Source organism: Acidovorax sp. FG48 (genome assembly GCF_057809085.1).
The window spans coordinates 92,273-108,079 of sequence record NZ_JBMDJH010000014.1 but is presented as its reverse complement, the minus strand read 5'-3'; the positions used below and the strand labels follow the sequence as shown (position 1 = coordinate 108,079).

Sequence of the window (15,807 nt, the reverse complement as noted above, 5' to 3'; positions counted from 1 at the left end):
CGATCAGTCTGCGCTGGCCTGCTCGATGAGCGCAGCGGCGTTCAGCTGGACACGCATGTTGGCCGCGAGGCGGTCAAACGCAGGGCGTGCGGCTGCGGACACCGGTGCTGCGGCTTCGCTCTGGGCCACGATGGTCATCGGGTCCTGGTGCACGCCGTTGACGCGGAACTCGAAGTGCAGGTGCGGACCGGTGGCCCAGCCCGTGGCGCCCACGGCGCCCAGCGTCTGGCCTTGCTCGACCGACTGGCCCTGGCGCACGTCGATGCGGCTCAGGTGGGCATAGACGGTGACGTGCTGGTTGCGGTGCTTGACGAACACCACGTTGCCGTAGCCGTTCTGCACGCCCGCAAACTCCACCACGCCATCACCCACGGTGCGCACGGCGGTGCCTGTGGGGGCTGCAAAGTCGGTGCCCAGGTGGGCGCGCCAGGTTTGCAGGATGGGGTGCAGGCGCATCTTGAAGCCGCTGGTCACGCGCGAGAACTCGACGGGCGAGGTCAGGTAGGCGCGGCGCATGCTTTCACCGTCCAGCGTGTAGTAGGCGCCCTTGGCGGCGTTGGGTTCCTGGAACCAGACGGCCTGGTGGGTCTTGCCGTTGTTGACGAACTCGGCGCTCAGCACGCGGCCGCTGGACAGGGGCTCGCCATCGGCTTCCAGGGTTTCGTACACCACCGAGAAGCGGTCGCCCTTGCGCAGCGAGCGGCGGAAGTCGATGTTGCCCGAGAACAGTTCGGCCACCTGCACGGCCACGGCGTCGGGGATGTTCGACGCATCGGTGGCGGCAAACAGCGAGCTGTGGATGATGCCGCCCGCCAGACGGCTGTTGGTCGTCATCTTGGCGGTTTCGATGCGGGTCGCAAACTTGTTGTCGCCCGTGCGCTCGACGATCAGGCGGCGGAAGTTGCCGCTGTCGTCCGGCACCCAGCGCACCGTCAGGCGGATCAGGCGGTGGTCGTCGGTGGTCTCTGCGGACACGATGCGGCCGGTGCGGCCCAGCACGTTCTGCCGCACCGGCGTGTCGCTGCGCATGAAGGCGGCGGCGGCCGGGTCGGCTACGCCCATGCGCTGCAGCAGCGACTCGGGGGTGTCGCTGCTGCGCACCTGTTCGGAGCGGAACAGCGAAAAACTGGGAGCATCCAGCTGGCCCAGCACCATGTTCTCAGCCAGCGATTCGACCGGGTAGTTCACCATGCGCACCGGCAGCTCGGCCGGGTCGGGTGCAAAGGAGGCCACGGCGAATGCGCCGCCGCCACCCGTCAGCAGGATGGCTGCGACGGCGGCGGTGATGCGTTTGGGGTGTTGTTGGATTGTGCGGGACAGCCGGTCAAGCAAAGCGATGCTAGCGGTGCGGACCGTAGTGAGGCCGTGAATCAAAGGTCTATCCCCAGGGTGATTGCGGATCCGTGGCACACCCCCGGTGCGTATGCGGGGCGGGGCCAGGAGCACAGACTGTCAGGCTGCAGCCATTCGACAGGTTGATGAAAAACAGGTCGAAACGGCGGTCCCACTAGAATCCGCCTCTGCAATGTGGGCTGAAGTATAGCGGTGCATGCTGTCTAGACATCCCAAAAAACCCTTATGAATCAATCTGCTGTTACAACAACCCCGGTCTCTGATGGTGTAAGACAAGCCCTCGAAATCTCGCTGCGCGGTGTGCAAGAGCTGCTGCCACAGGACGAATGGGTCAAGAAGCTGGCGCGCTCGGAGGCCACCGGCCAGCCGCTGCGCATCAAGCTGGGCCTGGACCCCACGGCCCCCGACATCCACATCGGCCACACGGTGGTGCTGAACAAGATGCGGCAATTGCAAGATCTGGGCCACCAGGTCATCTTCCTGATCGGCGACTTCACCAGCCTGATCGGCGACCCCTCGGGCCGCAACAGCACGCGCCCTCCGCTCACGCCCGAGCAGATCAAGGTGAATGCCGAGACTTACTACAAGCAGGCCAGCATGGTGCTGGACCCGGCCAAGACCGAGATCCGCTACAACAGCGAGTGGAGCGAGCCCCTGGGTGCGAGCGGCATGATCCAGCTGGCTTCCCGCTACACCGTGGCCCGGATGATGGAGCGCGACGACTTTCACAAGCGCTTCACCACCGGCCAGTCCATCGCGGTGCATGAGTTCTTGTACCCGCTGATGCAGGGCTACGACTCGGTGGCTTTGAAGAGCGACCTGGAACTGGGTGGCACGGACCAGAAGTTCAACCTGCTCATGGGCCGCCACCTGCAGCAGGAATACGGCCAGGAACCGCAGTGTGTGCTCACCATGCCGCTGCTGGTGGGCCTGGACGGCGTGGACAAGATGTCCAAGTCCAAGAACAACTACATCGGCATCGCCGAGGACGCCAACACCATGTTCGCCAAGGTGCTGTCGATCAGCGACACGCTGATGTGGGACTGGTTCACCCTGCTGTCGTTCAAGAGCCTGGCCGAGATTGCCGCGCTCAAGGCCGAGGTGGAGGGCGGGCGCAACCCCAAGGACGCCAAGGTGATGCTGGCCAAGGAGATCACCACGCGCTTCCACAGCGCTGCCGCCGCCGACGCGGCCGAGCAGGACTTCATCAACCGCAGCAAGGGCGGCGTGCCCGATGAGATCCCTGAGGTGAGCCTGTCGGGCGCGCCGCTGGGCATTGGTGCGCTGCTCAAGCAGGCCAACCTGGCCCCCTCGACCAGCGAGGCCAACCGCCTGATCGACGGCGGCGGTGTGCGCGTGGAAGGCAGCGTGGTCAGCGACAAGGGCCTGAAGCTCGCCGCCGGCACCTACGTGGTGCAGGTGGGCAAGCGCAAGTTTGCACGGGTAACGTTGGCCTGATTTGAGGTCAAAACAGCCGCAAGCGCTAGAAAAATATGCGCTGGCAGCTATCAAAATGAAAGCGCTGGGACCGCAAGGCCCAGCGCTTTCTTCATGATCCATCCAGGTTGTCGTTCAGGTCCGGGTCGGGCACATCGCCAATCGCCTGGCGGGTGGCCTCGGCCTGTACCTGCAGCCAGGCGCAGAAGGCCTTGATCTCTGGCCGCTGCGCGCTGCGCGGCCCGACCATGAGCCAGTAGGCCAGGGGCGAGTCGATGCGGTGACCGGGTAGCACCTCCACCAGGTCGCCAGCGGCCAGCGCATCGGCAATCAGCGGCATGCGCGCCAGCGCCAGGCCCTGGCCGGCCAGCGCGGCCTGCACGATCTGGTGGGCGTAGTTGAAGTACAGCCAGCGCTGGGGCTGCAGCTTGGTCAGGTCGCGGGTGTCGAACCAGCGGCGCCAGCTCAGGTATTCCAGGTAGTGTGTGCGGTGGGCGTCGCCCGCCTCGATCAGGGTGAACTGCGCCACATCGGCGGGAGTGCGCAGCGGCTTGCCGCTCTTGAGCAGCCAGGGGCTGGCCACCACGGCCAGTTGCTCGCCAAACAGGCGGATGCCGCCCTGGGTGGCCCCGGCAGGCATGGCATAGCGCAAGGCCAGGTCCACGTCCGACGTCTCCAGGTCCACCTGCACGTCGCTCGCATCAATGCGGATGTCGATGCCCGGGTTGTCGCGCTGGAACTCTTCCATGCGCGGGATCAGCCACATCGATGCAAAGCTGGCCCAGGTGGTGATGGCCACGCTGCGTCGCCCGGCCGTCTGGCGCACCAGGCGCACGGCGGCGTCCATGCGCTCCAGTGCCGGGCCCACGGCGCGCTGCAGCTGTGCGCCCGCGCTGGTCAGCTCCACCGCGCGTGTGTGGCGCAGGAACAGGGGCACGCCCACTTCTTCTTCCAGCGCCTGGATCTGGCGGCTCACCGCCGACTGGGTAAGGGCCAACTCGTCGGCCGCTGCGCGGAAGTTGAGGTGCTTGGCCACGGCCAGGAAGGCTCGCCAGTGCCCTGTGGCCACAGGCCGGGTGCGCAAGACGGCGGGGGAGTATTCGGCAGAGGTCATGGCGGCATTCCTGCAATGGATGATTCATGCGTCGATGGAATGAATAGCGTACCGCGTTTTCATTGGACTGTGTACGGTGCAAGGCGCACCATTCAGGCTCCTCAACACGTTTTACTGAAGCCAAGGAGCCTGTCATGTCCGCCCGCAACGTTCTGGAATCGCAACAATCCGTCCACGCCGCCACGGCTGGCCGTCGCGCGGCCGGTTGCTGGAAACTGGCTACAGGCCAAGCCTTGTCCTTGCGGCCCAACTCCCATGGCGTGCTGCAGATCGCCCAGGGGCAGGCGTGGGTCACCTTGCGCGGCGCATTGGCGGACCTGCCGGGCGCCGCGGTAGACCATGTGCTGCAGCCGGGCGAACAGCTGGCGGTTGCGCCGGGGCAGCATGTGGTGATGGAGGCCTGGAGCGGTTCCGGCTGCGCGGAGTCGGTGGCTTTCCGCTGGGACGTCCTAGCAGCCCCCGCTCTGGCGCAGCCCGCCAGCACGGCCGCCCGGGATTGGGAATGTGGCGTGGTGCAGCCGCTGCGCGACTTGGGGCATGCGCTGGGACAGGGCGGCCGTGCGCTGGGCACGGCGCTGGCCGGTGTGGCGGGCGCTGGGGGCCGGTTTGCCGCTGGCCTGGCCCGGTTTGCTCTGCTTCGGATAGCAGCACCGCTACAGCGCAGAACCGTTTGAGCGGCTCATGCAGGAAAAGCATCAATCGGTGCCGTGCTTTTCATTGGACGTTGTTCTGCAACCGGCGCACCATACGGTCATATTAGGGTTAACCCGGAGAAAGCCATGACAACCTCTCACGCTTTGCATCTGTTTGCATCTTCCCGCGCCACGGGCGCTGCCGCCGGTGAGGCGGGGCAGGTGGCCGCAGGCGCCGCCGTCACCCTGGCCCCCAAGGCCGCGATGACCCTGCGCATTGCCGAAGGCCAGGCCTGGGTCACGCTGGGCCAGGGTCTTGGCGACGGCAGCGACATGTTCCTGTGCGCAGGTCAGTCGCTGCCCGTGGCGGCCGGCCAGTCGGTGGTGGTCGAACCCCTGAACGGCCGCCGCCTGCAGTACCGCTGGGTGCGCGGCGATGCCGCCGATGCTCGCCCTGCCGCCTGGTGGCGCCGTGCGTCGGTGGGCAATGGGGCGCCTGCCTGGGGCGACGCCTGCTGCGCCTGATTTGATCCCTGGGGCGCCTTGCCCCCGGTGATGTGACTCTCGAAGGGCTGCCGGTGCTTGTTGAACAAGCGCTGGCAGCCCTTTTTTTATCGGTCCGAAGGGCTGGGGGTACCGTCTTCCAGCCAGTCTGTCAGCTGCGTCTGCAGCGTCTGCATCAGCTCGTTCGACAACGCGGGCTGGGCCGCTGCGGTGGCGCGCGCCAGCACCATCCCGCCCACCATGGTGGCCAGCACATGGATGGCGCGGGCGCGGTCTTGCGGCGATGGGGCGGCGCTACCGCTCGCATCGGCAGTGCTGTCGGCCAGCAACTGGGCAAACCGCTGGATGTTGCGTTCGATGCCCTGGGCAAACACTTCAGACACCCCGCCGCCCGCCCGCGCGGCGTCCACCGCCAGCGCGGCCACGGGGCAGCCCGAGCCCGGCGCGTCGCGGTGTTCGGGTGAGAGGTAGCGCCGGACGCGGTCGCTCACCGTGGCGTGGGGCCGCTCGCCGTCCAGCACGGGGATGGACCAGTCGAACGCCTGGGTGCACGCCTCCTGCACCAGTGCTTCTTTGGAGGCGAAATGCCGGTACAGCCCGCCATGCGTCAGCCCGGCATCGCGCGTGATGTCGGCGACGCCCACACCGGTCAGCCCCCGCTCGCGGTACAGGCGGGCTGCTGCGTCCAGGATGCCCTGCCGGTTCTCTGCGGCCTGCGCTTTGGAAACCTTCATGGAAGCCTCTTATTGATTGCGGTCGTACGCAAAATGGGTTTGCGGTTTATGATGACGATTGCAATCATAAAGGTGCAGAACCGCTGCACCCAACTGTCTGACGAGGTGAATCCATGCAAAAAGCAAGTGGTGTGTGTAGCAACAAGGGAGTGGCCTGATGCGCCGCGTGGTGGTCACGGGCATGGGCCTGGTGTCGCCGCTGGGCTGCGGTGTAGAGCTGGCCTGGCAGCGCCTGCTGGCCGGGCGCTCCGGCCTGTCGCGCCTGCCGGACGCGGTGACCGAGGGCATCGCTGCCAGGGTCGTGGGGCAGGTGCCCGACGTGACGCAAGACCCCGAGGGCGGCTGGGATGTGGACGCCATCGTCTCGTCCAAGGACCAGCGCAAGATGGACCGCTTCATCCCCTTTGCCCTGGGCGCTGCGCAACAGGCGCTGGCCCAGGCAGGCTGGCCGCCAGCCGACGAGCGGGCGCGTGAGCGCACCGCCACGGTCATCGCCTCGGGCATCGGCGGCTTCGGCGCGATTGCCGAGGCGGTGCGCACCACCGACACACGCGGGCCGCAGCGGCTGTCGCCGTTCACGGTGCCGTCGTTCCTGGTCAACCTGGCGGCGGGGCAGGTGTCCATCCGCCACGGGCTCAAGGGGCCGCTGGGCGCACCGGTCACCGCGTGCGCCGCCAGCGTGCAGGCGATTGGCGATGCCGCACGCCTGATCCGCAGCGGCGAGGCCGATGTGGCCGTGTGCGGCGGCAGCGAGGCCGCTATCGACCGTGTGAGCCTGGGCGGTTTTGCGGCGGCCAAGGCCTTGGGTACGGCGTTCAACGACACGCCTGATCAGGCATCGCGCCCGTTCGATGCGCAGCGCGACGGCTTTGTGATGGGCGAGGGCGCAGGCATGCTGGTGATCGAGGCGCTGGACCATGCCCTGGCGCGCGGCGCACAGCCGTTGGCCGAGCTGGTGGGCTACGGCACGTCGGCCGACGCGTACCACATCACCTCCGGCCCCGAAGACGGTGACGGCGCCGCGCGCAGCATGCAGGCCGCGCTGGCACAGGCGGGCCTCACGGCGCAGGACGTGCAGCACCTGAACGCCCACGCCACCTCCACCGGCGTGGGCGACCGGGGCGAGCTGGCCGCCATCCGGCGGGTGTTTGGTGCGAACGCGCCGGTGGCCATCAGCTCCACCAAGTCGGCCACGGGCCATCTGCTGGGCGCAGCGGGCGCGGTGGCCGCCATCTTCACGACGCTGGCGCTGCGCGACCAAGTGGTGACCGGCACGCTGAACCTGCACCAGCCCGATGCGTTGGCCGAGGGGCTGGACCTGGTGGCGCTGCGGCCCCGGTCCATGGCCCTGACGCATGCCATGCTCAACGGCTTTGGGTTTGGCGGCGTCAACGCCACGCTGATCCTGCGGCGCTGGACCTAGGAATGGTTAGAGCGGCAAACAAAACTCTTCTGGCGTCGTTGCGGTGTCTTGTCGTACTGCTCGTACTGCCTGCGACACAGCGCCTAGCCAGAACCGCTTCGCTGAGTTTTGTTAGCCGCTCTTAGTTGAAAGCGGTGCGAGGCGGCGGGTCAGAGCACCAGCTCGCCCCGCACTGCCTCGAACGCGGCGAGCGCCGCGTCGCCATCCAGCAGCTCCATGCGGGCCAGTGCATCTACGTCTTCCACGGTGCTGAATGCCAGGCTGAAGTGCTGGAATCGCCGCCCCGCCAGAGGGCCGTGGTGCAACACCTCGACGTTGATGTGGCGGGGGTCGTTGCGGATGCGCTCGATGAGCTTGAGCACGGCCTTTTGCGGGCCCTCCAGCTGCTGGCAAAAGCGCTGTCCGTCAAAGATCAGCAGGCCCGTGATGTCCAGTTCGGCATTCACAAAGCGCGCGCGCCCCGCAATTTCGGCCACCACGCTCAGCGGTTGATCGGGGGCGATGGTGCTCACGTAGAGCACCTCATACAGGGCGGGGGATAGATTCATAGATGCAGCCCAATGTAGGGGGCGCAAGGTGCCCGCGCAATGTCAAAAGACATAGAGGCGACAGCGATGGCACATCGCGTGCAGCTTTGTTGCAACGAGCTGTTTCGGCATGATTCCCGTCCCTAGAATCGCTCCTTCATGAACGCCACCTTGCCCGCCCATGTCTGTCCTCCGGCCTGCAGCAATTGTCGGCTGCGCAAGACCGGTGCATTCACCGCCGTGAAGCCGGAGGTGCTGGACTTCATCCAGGGCTTTCGCAGCGAGACCATGGCGGTGGAAGCCGGCGGTGCGCTGGTGCGCGAGAACCAGACCAACGCCAAGCTGTTCACGCTGTATTCCGGCTGGGCGTTTCGCTACAAGACGCTGAGCGACGGGCGCCGCCAGATCCTCAACTTCTTGCTGCCCGGCGATCTGGTCGGGTTGCAGCAGGAGTTTGGTGATGTATCGGCGCACGGCATCGAGGCGCTGACCGACTGCTCGCTGTGCGTGTTCCAGAACGACAGCCTGTGGGCGCTGTTCCGTGAACACCCGCGTCTGGGCTACGACATCACCTGGCTGTCGGCGCACGAGGAGGGCCATGTGGACGACAACCTGCTCACCGCCGGCCGCCGCAACGCCACCGAGCGCGTGGCCATGCTGCTGATGCACCTGTACCGGCGGCTCGACCGCATCGGGCTGGTGGAAGATGGTTCGGTGGGCTTTCCGCTCAACCAGCAGCACATTGCCGATGCGCTCGGGCTGTCGCTGGTGCACACCAACAAGACGCTGCGGCGCCTGGCCCAGTTGGGCCTGCACGAGCTGAAAAACGGGCGGCTGCGCCTGCTCAACACCCGCGCGCTGGCGCGCATTGCCGAGTACTACGACACGCCGCCCCGGCTGATGCCGCTGTTGTAGCGCCGTCATTGCGGAAGGTTTTGGGTCAAAAAGGCCGCGAGCGCTGGTCAATCATGCGCTGGCAGCTATTGTTTATGTAGCATTTTGCACCCCGTAGGTCGCAGCCGATAATCCAGGCAATGCCCGCGCGCCGGGCGTGTGCTGCGCAACCCCCTTCCATTTTCATGACCTCAATCGACATCCTCATCATGGCGGCCGGCAAAGGCACGCGCATGAAAAGCCGCATCCCCAAAGTGCTGCAGCGCCTGGCCGGGCGCCCGCTGCTGCACCACGTGCTGGACCAGGCCGCGCACCTGCAGGCACGCAGCGCCATCGTCATCACCGGCCATGGTGCTACAGAAGTAGAAGCAGCTACCGCAAGCGCGACGAGCGCTACCAGCACTTTTGACTTGAAATTCGTGCGGCAGGAGCCACAACTGGGCACCGGCCATGCCGTGCAGCAAGCCGTGCCCCACCTGCGGGACGACGGCACGGCCGTGGTGCTGTCGGGGGATGTGCCGCTGACGCAGGCCGACACCCTGCGCGCGCTGGTGGCGGTCAGCGAAGGCGACAAGCTGGCCCTGCTGACGGTGACCCTGCCCGACCCCACGGGCTACGGCCGCATCGTGCGCAACGCCGACGGCGCCGTGCAGGGCATCGTCGAGCACAAGGACGCCACCGACGCCCAGCGCGCCATCACCGAGGTCTACAGCGGCATCATGGCCGTGCCCGCGCGGCGGCTCACGCCCTGGCTGGCGCGGCTGACCAATAACAACGCCCAGGGCGAGTACTACCTCACCGACATCGTCGCCATGGCCGTGGCCGACGGCGTGCCCGTGGTGGCCCACCGCATCACCGACGCGCTGCAGGTGGCGGGCGTCAACAGCCCGCTGCAACTGGCCGAGTTGGAGCGTGCCCACCAACTGCGTCAGGCCCGCGCCTTGATGGAGCAAGGTGTGCGCCTGGCCGACCCGGCCCGTTTTGACCTGCGCGACGACACCCGCACTGGCGTGCGCGGCGAACTGGTCTGTGGCCAGGACGTGGAGATTGACGTGAATTGCGTCTTCACCGGCCGCGTGGAACTGGGCGAGGGCGTGAGCATTGGCGCGAACTGCTGCATCGCCAACGCACGCATTGCGGCAGGCGCAGTCATCCACCCCTATACCCACATCGACGGCGAAAAGGCTGGTGCCACGGTGGGCGAGGGCGCGCTGATTGGCCCCTTTGCCCGCCTGCGCCCCGGCGCGCAACTGGGCCGCGAAGTGCACATCGGCAACTTTGTGGAAGTGAAGAACAGCACACTGGCCGACGGCGCCAAGGCCAACCACCTGGCCTACCTGGGCGACGCCACCGTGGGCGAGCGCGTGAACTACGGCGCGGGCAGCATCACCGCCAACTACGACGGCGCCAACAAGCACCGCACGGTGATCGAGGCCGATGTGCACATTGGCAGCAACTGCGTGCTGGTGGCGCCCGTGACAATTGGCGCAGGCGGCACGGTGGGGGGCGGCAGCACCATCACCAAGAGCACGGCGCCCGGCGCGCTGAGCGTGGCGCGGGGCAAGCAGGTGAGCATTGCCAACTGGAATCGCCCGGCCAAACAACCCAAGCCATGAACGAGTCAGGTACCGGCACCGATCACGAACTGCAGCAACTGCGCGCCGACTTGGCCCGCAGCCAGCAGCAGGTGGCCGACATGGCGGCGGCGCAGGAGGAGTTCTTGCGCGCCGTCTCGCACGACCTGCGTGCGCCGCTGCGGCATGTGACGTCATACGGCACGCTGGTGCGCGAGGTGTTGGGCGACCTGCCGCCCGAGGTGGCGCAAGGCGCCGAGGTGCAAGAAGCCCTGGGCTTCCTCGCCACCATGGACCAGTCCGCCCGCCGCATGGGGCTCATGATCGATGGGCTGCAAGCCCTGGTGCGCACCAGCCGTGCGCCGCTGCGCCTGCAGCCCGTGCCCGCGGCCGATGCCGTGGCCCAGGCGCGCACCACGCTGGCCTCGGCCGAGGCCGGGCGCGCTGTGGAATGGCGCGTGGGCGCCGACCTGCCCACGCTGCAAGCCGACCCCGCGCTGCTGCAGGATCTGCTGATGCAGTTGCTGGGCAACGCCCTCAAGTTCACCCGCCCCGTGGCTCAGCCGTGCATCACGGTGGTGGCGGATGCCGCATCGGCGGGCCAGGTCGCCTTCGCCGTGCAGGACAACGGCGTGGGCTTTGACCCGGCGCGCGTGGGCAGCTTGTTCGGCGTGTTCCAGCGCCTGCACCGCGAGACGGAGTTCGAGGGTGTGGGCGCGGGGCTCGCACTGTGCCGCGCCATTGCGCAGCGCCACGGCGCACAGATCAGCGCGACGGCGGTGCCGGGCGCTGGTTGCACGGTGCGGGTGCAGTGGCCGGTGAACCCTGCAGCCGCCAGCGAGCCCTGACGCCAGCCGCAGTGCTGGCTGCTACACCGCTGGTACCAGCGCCGGTTCCATGCACCCCGCCACCTGATTGCGTCCGCCGTTCTTGGCGACGTACAGCGCTGCGTCGGCCGCGTCGATCCACGCACGCAGGCTGCTGTGGCGGTGGTCGGCCGGGGCCACGCCGATACTGCTGGTGATGCGCAGTTCGGGCAGGCTGCGCAGGCGCACGCCTTCGGTCTGCTCTCGGATGCGCTGGGCAATGGCCAGGGCGTCGCGCGCATGCATGCCGGGCAGCACGATGGCGAACTCGTCCCCGCCGTAGCGCCCCGCGCAGTCACCGGCGCGCACGTTGCCCCGCACCACATGCGCCAGCGCGCGGATGACCTCATCGCCCACGGTGTGGCCGTAGGCGTCGTTGATCTCCTTGAAGTGGTCGATGTCCAGCATCAGCATGCAGGCGGGCTCGTCGGTGGTGTGGTGGCGGCGCAGTGCGGCCTCTGCCTGTTCTTGCCAGTGGCCGCGCCCGAACAGGCCGGTCAGTGCGTCCACGCGGCGCAGTTCGTCCAGCATCTGGTTCTGGCGCGCGGACTGCCGGATGAGTTGGTAGCTGACGGCGCTGACCGACAGCGTGTGCAGCGACATCACCGGCAGGCAGGCCACCATCACGCGCATGGAGGTCTCGGGCGCCCAGTGCAGTCCCATGACCGCAGTGCTGGCCACACCGGCCGCCAGCATCACCCACAGGGCGCGCACCCACAGCCCCCGGATGCCGGTGGTGATCTTGTCCACCATGGTCAGGGTGAGCAGCATCACGCTGGGCAGCAGGTTGAAGTGCATCAGCGGCACCAGCGCAGCGACCAGCGCCGAGTCGATGAGCAGGTTGCGCACCTCGGCGGCGTAAGGGTCGTTCGCGCGGCGTGTGAGCAGGTAGGCCACATGCGGCCACACCAACGTGGCCAGCAACAGCGCCGTCCAGGCCAGGGGGGATGCTTGCCGCTCCCACAGCACCGTCGCCACCACCATGCCGCCCAGCCCCATGCCCAGTATGCGCAAGGGGTAGATGCGGCGGGGCATCTGGCGGCGGGGCGTCGGCATGGGGGTGCTGGAGAAGGGCGGTGCTGCCACGCGGGCATCCACCGGCCAGGTAGGTTGAAAGTGCGGGGGAGCTTACAACGCCCGGCCAGGCGATACCAGCAAGAAATGACCGTGCTCCATTCCCATCAGTCGCATTGATGACGTTGCTGGGTGGTGGGGACGTGCTGCGGGGCCTGTCAGGGGTGGGGTTGCGGGGCGAGGTGGTGAGAGGTCACCGTTGAGGATTTAGATGGGTTTGCTAACAAATTGATAGCGGCTAGCGCATATCAATCTAGCGCTACAGGCACTTTTGTCTCAAATTTGGCCCGCCGGGTTGCAAAGAACGCCTTCACATTGCGCACGTTGGCGTCGCCGGTAAACAGCCGCTGCGACAGCGCCAGGTAGCCCGGCATGTCCCGCGTGTGCACCACCAGCACAAAGTCCGGCCCGGGCGAGACGCGCCAGCACTGCTGCACGGCGGCCTCCTGCACGGCGCGGGCTTCGAAGGCGTCGAGCTGTTCGGCCCCCTGGCGGTCCAGCGACACCTCCACGATGCACGCCAGCCCGTGGCCTTGCAGGGCAGCCAGCCGGTCGGGCTGCAGGATGGCCACCTGTCGCTCGATCAGCCCCGCATCGTGCAGGCGCTTGACGCGGCGCAGGCAGGTGGGGGGCGACACGTGCACCTGTTCGGCCAGGGCCTGGTTGCTTTGCGCGGCATCGGTTTGCAGCAGGTTGAGCAGCTGGAGATCGATCGCATCGAGAGATATAGATTCCATTGATTGATAAAAAATGAATGAAAATTTCACCGATGTGAATTGGTGAAATTTAAGTTCATTTTTGTGCAAATATCAATGAATAATTTTTCTCTTTGCTCCCTACGATCGCCCCATCGAATCCAACCCAAGGGCAACCACCATGTGCGGTATCGTCGGCGCAGTCTCCACGCGCAACATCGTTCCCATCCTCGTGCAGGGCCTGCAGCGGCTTGAATATCGGGGCTATGACTCGTGCGGCGTGGCCGTGCATGCGTCCAGCCTGGACGCCACGCGTCCTGCCGGCCTGCAGCGCGCCCGCAGCACCGCCCGCGTGGCCGAGCTGCTGGAGCAGGTGAGCACCGAGCACATCGATGGCGCCACCGGTATTGCCCACACCCGCTGGGCCACCCACGGCGCGCCCGCCGTGCACAACGCCCACCCGCATTTCAGCCACGGCACGGGCGCGGACGCCCATGCGCAGGCCGCAGGCCGGGTGGCACTGGTGCACAACGGCATCATCGAGAACCACGAAGAACTGCGCGCCCGCTTGCAGGCACGCGGCTACGTGTTTGCAAGCCAGACCGACACCGAGGTCATCGCCCACCTGGTGGACAGCCATTACAGCGGCGACCTGTTCGACGCCGTGCGGGCCACCGTGGCCGAACTGCATGGCGCCTATGCCATCGCCGTCATGCACAAGGACGAACCCCACCGTGTGGTGGGGGCACGCGCCGGGTCTCCGTTGATCCTGGGCGTGGGCAAGGACGCCACCGGCGCCTCGTCATCGCGCGAGCACTTTCTGGCCAGCGACGCCATGGCCCTGGCGGGGGTCACCGACCAGATCGTCTATCTGGAAGAGGGCGACCTGGTGGACCTGCAGCTGGGCCGCTACTGGATCGTGGGCAAGGACGGCAATGCGCTGACCACCGAACAGCGCCCCGTGCGCACCGTGCAGGCCCACAGCGGCGCGGCCGAGCTGGGGCCGTATCGCCACTACATGCAAAAGGAAATTTTCGAGCAGCCTCGCGCGATTGCCGACACGCTGGAAGGCCTGGCCGGCATCGTGCCCGAGCTGTTTGATGGCGCAGGCCAGCATGGCGAGCCCGGCGCTGCTGCCTGGCGCGTGTTCAAGGAAATCGACAATGTGCTGATCCTGGCCTGCGGCACCAGCTACTACAGCGGCTGCACCGCCAAATACTGGCTCGAAGAAATCGCTGGCATCCCCACCCAGGTGGAAGTGGCCAGCGAATACCGCTACCGCACCAGCGTGCCCAACCCGCGCACACTGGTCGTCACCATCAGCCAGTCGGGCGAGACGGCCGATACCCTGGCCGCGCTGCGCCACGCGCAGTCCCTGGGCATGCAGCACACGCTCACCATCTGCAACGTGGCCACCAGCGCCATGGTGCGCGAATGCAAGTTGGCGTACATCACGCGCGCCGGCGTCGAGATCGGTGTGGCCAGCACCAAGGCTTTCACCACGCAGCTGGCAGGCCTGTTCTTGTTGACGCTGGCCCTGGCGCAGAGCAAGGGCCGCCTGAGTGAAGAGCAGGAGGCCGCCCACCTCAAGGCCATGCGCCACCTGCCCGTGGCCCTGCAGGCCGTGCTGGCGCTTGAACCCCAGCTCATCAGCTGGGCTGAAGACTTTGCGCGCATGGAAAACGCCCTCTTCCTGGGCCGAGGGCTGCACTACCCCATCGCGCTGGAAGGCGCGCTCAAGCTCAAGGAAATCAGCTACATCCACGCTGAAGCCTACCCGGCCGGTGAACTCAAGCACGGCCCCCTGGCCCTGGTGACCAGCGCCATGCCCGTGGTCACCGTAGCACCCAACGACACCCTGCTCGAAAAGCTCAAGAGCAACATGCAAGAGGTGCGTGCGCGCGCGGGTGTGCTGTACGTGCTGGCTGACGCCGACACCCGCATCGAAAGCAGCGAGGGCATCCACGTCATCCGCATGCCCGAGCACTACGGCCCCTTGAGCCCGCTGCTGCATGTGGTGCCGCTGCAGCTGCTGGCGTACCACACGGCCTGCGCGCGGGGGACGGATGTGGACAAGCCCCGCAACTTGGCCAAGAGCGTCACGGTGGAGTGACGGGGCGGATGGGGGGCGAGCCATAATGGGATCGCCCCCATCCTGAAACTCCACTCTGATGCGTGTCACCCAACGTCTTAAAGCCACTTGGAGTGGAGTCGGCAGCCATGTGGTTGTTCTGAGCCACGGGTTTGGTTTGGATCAGACATCGTGGTCCGACCTGCGGCCAACCTTGGATGCACGGTTTCGTGTGTTGTCCTATAACCTGGCCGGTTGTGGAGACGACGGGGCCAGCAGTTATCACCGCGACATGCATAACTCGCTCTTTGGTTATGCAGATGATTTGCTGGCTCTGCTGGACGATGCGCAGGTGCAAAAGGTCAGCTATGTGGGGCACTCTGTCAGTGGGATGATTGGCATGATTGCAGCAGTGGCCAGGCCGGATTGTTTCCAGCGCCTGATTCTGTTGCAGCCATCGCCGCGCTACCTCAACGATCCAGATGCCGGGTATGTGGGTGGCTTCGAGCAGGGCGATCTGGACGCTTTGTATGAGGCGATGGCCATGAACTACCAGACATGGGCTGCTGGCTTTGTTCCGATGGTGATGGGGGTGGACGATCAGCACGTGTTGTCGCGGTTCAGCGAGACGCTCTTCAAGATTCGCCCTGACATCGCGCGTCACATTCTGAGAATGATTTTCCAGTCTGACCACCGCGTCATCGTCCCGCGAGTGTCAGTGCCCACTCATTTCATCCATAGCCGCAAGGATGTGGCCGTGCCTTTGGACGTAGCGCGGTGGTTGCATGCGCATTTGCCGGGTAGCACTTCGGAAACGCTAGAGCTGGAAGGCCACATGCCTCACCTTACGCAGCCTGTGGTCGTACTGGACGCCCTGATGCGTCACCTCTCCCGCGAATAGATCTTGCC

General features: G+C 66.5%; 15 protein-coding genes. 9 read left to right on the top strand and 6 right to left on the bottom strand.

Translation table 11 applies throughout. The features are described from left to right. Nucleotides 1-3 precede the first annotated feature (3 nt). Nucleotides 4-1,374 (bottom strand): peptidoglycan DD-metalloendopeptidase family protein, encoded by a 1,371-nt coding sequence (locus ACODSU_RS18400; protein ID WP_343733652.1) that lies wholly within the window; start codon nt 1,372-1,374, stop codon nt 4-6. Nucleotides 1,375-1,578: 204 nt separating this feature from the next. Here ACODSU_RS18400 and tyrS point away from each other — a divergent pair, with 204 nt between their 5' ends. After that, nucleotides 1,579-2,811: a tyrosine--tRNA ligase gene (tyrS, locus tag ACODSU_RS18395; protein WP_060986952.1), complete on the top strand. Its 1,233-nt coding sequence runs from the start codon at nt 1,579-1,581 to the stop codon at nt 2,809-2,811. A gap of 91 nt (nt 2,812-2,902) precedes the next feature. On the opposite strand, the gene ACODSU_RS18390 is transcribed toward tyrS, so the two are convergent. After that, nucleotides 2,903-3,904: a LysR substrate-binding domain-containing protein gene (locus ACODSU_RS18390; RefSeq protein WP_060985387.1), complete on the bottom strand. Its 1,002-nt coding sequence runs from the start codon at nt 3,902-3,904 to the stop codon at nt 2,903-2,905. Nucleotides 3,905-4,038: 134 nt separating this feature from the next. Between ACODSU_RS18390 and ACODSU_RS18385 the strand changes: the two genes are divergently transcribed. Then, a complete protein-coding gene (locus ACODSU_RS18385) occupies nt 4,039-4,578 on the top strand; it encodes a DUF2917 domain-containing protein (protein ID WP_488843791.1) in 540 nt (179 codons plus the stop codon). A gap of 105 nt (nt 4,579-4,683) precedes the next feature. Further along, entirely contained in the window at nt 4,684-5,061 is a 378-nt protein-coding gene (locus tag ACODSU_RS18380) for a DUF2917 domain-containing protein (protein ID WP_060985389.1), read from the top strand. A gap of 86 nt (nt 5,062-5,147) precedes the next feature. Here ACODSU_RS18380 and ACODSU_RS18375 read toward each other — a convergent pair whose 3' ends face one another. Further along, complete coding sequence (locus ACODSU_RS18375) at nt 5,148-5,774, bottom strand: TetR/AcrR family transcriptional regulator (protein WP_295939851.1); 627 nt, start codon at nt 5,772-5,774, stop codon at nt 5,148-5,150. A gap of 157 nt (nt 5,775-5,931) precedes the next feature. Here ACODSU_RS18375 and fabF point away from each other — a divergent pair, with 157 nt between their 5' ends. Beyond that, nucleotides 5,932-7,197, top strand: a complete 1,266-nt coding sequence (fabF, locus tag ACODSU_RS18370; RefSeq protein ID WP_488843788.1) for a beta-ketoacyl-ACP synthase II — start codon at nt 5,932-5,934, stop codon at nt 7,195-7,197. A gap of 149 nt (nt 7,198-7,346) precedes the next feature. On the opposite strand, the gene ACODSU_RS18365 is transcribed toward fabF, so the two are convergent. Next, on the bottom strand, nt 7,347-7,745 hold the full coding sequence (locus ACODSU_RS18365) for a BLUF domain-containing protein (protein WP_015015707.1): 399 nt from the start codon (nt 7,743-7,745) through the stop codon (nt 7,347-7,349). 138 nt (nt 7,746-7,883) lie between these two features. On the opposite strand from ACODSU_RS18365, the gene ACODSU_RS18360 reads away from it, so the two are divergent. From ACODSU_RS18360 to ACODSU_RS18350, 3 genes are all read left to right on the top strand, one after another. Further along, entirely contained in the window at nt 7,884-8,639 is a 756-nt protein-coding gene (locus ACODSU_RS18360) for a Crp/Fnr family transcriptional regulator (protein WP_110960304.1), read from the top strand. Nucleotides 8,640-8,803: 164 nt separating this feature from the next. Then, entirely contained in the window at nt 8,804-10,234 is a 1,431-nt protein-coding gene (gene glmU, locus ACODSU_RS18355) for a bifunctional UDP-N-acetylglucosamine diphosphorylase/glucosamine-1-phosphate N-acetyltransferase GlmU (protein WP_488843786.1), read from the top strand. Then, nucleotides 10,231-11,040, top strand: a complete 810-nt coding sequence (locus ACODSU_RS18350; RefSeq protein WP_488843784.1) for a sensor histidine kinase — start codon at nt 10,231-10,233, stop codon at nt 11,038-11,040. The genes glmU and ACODSU_RS18350 overlap by 4 nt, the downstream gene beginning before the upstream one ends. Nucleotides 11,041-11,061: 21 nt before the next feature. Here ACODSU_RS18350 and ACODSU_RS18345 read toward each other — a convergent pair whose 3' ends face one another. Further along, nucleotides 11,062-12,114 carry a diguanylate cyclase gene (locus ACODSU_RS18345; protein ID WP_110960302.1) on the bottom strand — a complete coding sequence of 351 codons (1,053 nt, stop codon included), beginning with the start codon at nt 12,112-12,114 and terminating at the stop codon, nt 11,062-11,064. A gap of 266 nt (nt 12,115-12,380) precedes the next feature. Beyond that, complete coding sequence (locus ACODSU_RS18340) at nt 12,381-12,869, bottom strand: Lrp/AsnC family transcriptional regulator (RefSeq protein ID WP_209817989.1); 489 nt, start codon at nt 12,867-12,869, stop codon at nt 12,381-12,383. A 139-nt stretch (nt 12,870-13,008) separates the two neighbouring features. Between ACODSU_RS18340 and glmS the strand changes: the two genes are divergently transcribed. Together glmS and ACODSU_RS18330 are read left to right on the top strand one after the other, a co-directional pair. Beyond that, nucleotides 13,009-14,940, top strand: a complete 1,932-nt coding sequence (gene glmS, locus ACODSU_RS18335) for a glutamine--fructose-6-phosphate transaminase (isomerizing) (protein WP_488843781.1) — start codon at nt 13,009-13,011, stop codon at nt 14,938-14,940. A gap of 58 nt (nt 14,941-14,998) precedes the next feature. Next, nucleotides 14,999-15,799: an alpha/beta fold hydrolase gene (locus tag ACODSU_RS18330; RefSeq protein WP_488843779.1), complete on the top strand. Its 801-nt coding sequence runs from the start codon at nt 14,999-15,001 to the stop codon at nt 15,797-15,799. Nucleotides 15,800-15,807 lie beyond the last annotated feature (8 nt).